The organism is Bradyrhizobium tropiciagri (assembly GCF_001189845.1).
Taxonomy (GTDB): Bacteria; Pseudomonadota; Alphaproteobacteria; order Rhizobiales; family Xanthobacteraceae; genus Bradyrhizobium; species Bradyrhizobium tropiciagri.
This window is the reverse complement of record NZ_LFLZ01000158.1, coordinates 1-2,899: the sequence shown is the minus strand read 5'-3', so window position 1 is coordinate 2,899 and position 2,899 is coordinate 1. Positions and strand designations below refer to the sequence as shown.

The 2,899-nt window shown below is 64.1% G+C and carries 1 protein-coding gene; it reads right to left on the bottom strand.

Translation table 11 applies throughout. The features are described from left to right. A partial coding sequence (locus tag AKN84_RS44140; protein ID WP_128971728.1) for a non-ribosomal peptide synthetase occupies nt 1-2,899 on the bottom strand: 2,899 nt, incomplete at both ends.

The window sequence follows — 2,899 nt, the reverse complement described above, 5'->3', positions numbered from 1 at the left end:
GCTCGGCACGCCGATCACAAGGTCGTCCTGCCCCGACAGACGCGACAGCACCGCCGCCCAGGCTGTCAGCACCGTCATGAACAACGTCGTGCCATGCTGCAGGCTCAGCCGCTTCAGCTCCCCCGTCAGATCCGCATCGATGACGATCGGGACCGTGGCCGCGGCAAACGACTGCTGGGCCGGCCGCGCACGGTCGGTCGGCAAGACAAGACGGGTGGTGCCTGCCAGGGCGCTGCGCCAATACTGCGCCTGCTTCTGCAACCGTTCCCCCGACAGCCATTGGCGTTGCCAGGCGGCGTAATCCGGATACTGGATCGCCAGCGCCGGCAAAGGATCGTCCTGACCAGCCTCGAATGCCCGGTAAAGCTGGCTGAGTTCACGCAGCAGCACGCCCATCGACCAGCCATCCGAGACGATGTGATGCTGGGTCAGCAGGAAGACGTGCTCATCATTCGACATCCGCACCAGATGCCCGCGGATCAGCGGACCGCGCGCAAGATCGAATGGCGTACGCGCCTCTTCTTGGCACAGATCCAAAAGTGCCGCTTCCGCATCCGATCTCTCGCGCAGATCGTGGTCGACTATCGGCAATCCCGCATCCGGCGGCAGGACCTCAACGCGGGGCTTGCCTTGCGTCGCGACAAAGACGCTGCGCAGCGCCTCATGACGCGCAAACAGACGGTCAAGGCTGCGCTGCCAGGCGCGGCCGTCGAGCACTCCGCGCAGTCGCAGGGCCAGCGGAATGTGATAGTTGGTGCTGCCTACGTTCAGCTGCGCCAAAAACCATAGCCGCTGCTGCGCAAACGACAGCACCAGCGGCTCATGCCGCGACACGGCCGCAATCGACGGCAGCTGTTGCGGACCGGAGCGGCTCAACAGCTCGACGATGCTTGCCGCCAGGTCAGTCAGCACCGGCCTTGCGAACAGCGTCGACAGCGGCAGTTCGATCCCGACAGCCTGTGACAGCCGGCTCGACACCTGCACGGCCAAGAGCGAGTGGCCGCCGAGTTCGAAGAAGTGGTCGTGGCGCCCGATGCGCTCGACACCGAGAAGCTCGGCCCAGATCCGCGCCAGCGCGGTCTCGACCGCGCCCTGCGGCGCCTCATAGGCCGCCAGCGCATAGGCCTCGTCGGCCGGCGCCGGCAGCGCGTTCCGATCGAGCTTGCCGTTCGGCGTCAGCGGCAGCGCTGCGATCGGCACGAACGCAGCCGGCACCATGTAGTCCGGCAGCCGGCTACTCAAGTGCGCGCGCAAGGCGCCCGCAAGTCCGCCTGCAAGTCCGCCTGCATCACCCTCGTCCGTCCCAGTCTCGGGGGCGCCGGTCTCCGGCGCGCAGACCACATAGGCGATCAGATGCTTGTCGCTGGCGCGGCTCTCGCGTGCCACCACCACCGCCTCGCGCACAAAGGCGTGCTCGCACAGCTTTGCTACGATCTCGCCCGGCTCGATGCGGTAGCCGCGGATCTTCACCTGGTCGTCGTTGCGGCCCAGGAACTCGATATTGCCGTCCGGCAGATAACGCCCGAGGTCACCGGTCCGGTACAGCCGATCGCCCTCGACAAAGGGACTGGCGATGAACCGCTCGGCCGTCAGCTCAGGGCGGTTCAAATACCCGCGCGCAACCCCCGCCCCGCCGATGTAAAGCTCGCCCACCGCACCGAACGGCACGGGCGCGCCATGACCGTCCAGCAGGTAGACCCGCGTGTTGGCGATCGGGCGACCGATCGGGACCACCGACCCATCAAAATCAGCCGGGCAATTCCAGACCGTCGCGAAGGTCGTCGTCTCGGTGGGCCCGTAGCAGTGAATGAGACGTACGGGGCCTTGTTCTTTCAGCAATCTCAAAAATGAAGCGAGATCGCCGCGCTCACCTCCGCAGAGGAGGTACTTCAGCTGCGCCAACGTCGGAGCAATCGATGACGTATATTGGTTGAACAATGCTGTTGTCAGAAACAATGATGTCACGCGGTACCGTTCTAGCGCCCGGGCAAAACTGGGAGGATCCCTGACGGTGGCGGCATCAATTGCAACAATGCAACCACCGTTAAGCAGCGGTGCCCATACTTCGAATGTGCTTGCATCGAAGGCGGGATTGCCAGCCCATGCCATCCGATCTCCTGCATCGACCTTCACATACCCACTGTTGATCACGAGCCGGTTGACGGCACGATGAGGAACAACAACGCCTTTGGGAAGGCCAGTTGAGCCGGAGGTGTACATGACGTAAGCGGCAGTCTCAGCGCTCAACGCCAGACCAGGATCGCTACTACATCCCGTTCCAACTATGAGCGGCTCAATAGCGAGAACAGGTATCGTCGCCTCAACCAGGTCATCCCCGCAAAGCACCAGGCGTGCAGCACAATCGGCCATCAACAATTCTTGTCGCGCAGATGGAAGGGCGCGATCGATCGGTACATACACTCCGCCCGCCTTCAGAATCGCCAGCTGCGCCACCACAAGAGCGGCGGAGCGGTCCAGCACGATGGCAATGCGATCCCCAGGCTTGACCCCGAGGGCGATCAGATGGTGCGCCAGCCGGTTGGCCCCTGCGTTGAGCTCGCCATAGCTCAGCCGCTCATTTTCGCAGACCAGCGCCACCGCTTCCGGCGCTTTTTGCACCTGTGCCTCGAACAGCTCATGGATGCATCGTTCCGACGGATAGGGCGCCGCGGTCCGGTTCAGCTCCTCCAAGAGATAGCTGCGCTCCTCGGCCGGCAGGATGTCGATGCGGCCGACTACCTGGCCTGCATCGGCAGCCATTGCCCGCAGCAGCGCCAGCAAATAACCACGCTGCCGCTCGATCGTCGCCTGATCGAACAGCGCCGTGGCATAACCCAGCGTTCCGGCGATCTCCCCGCCATGCTCGCCAAGGCTCAGCTCCAGGTCAAACTCGATCTGG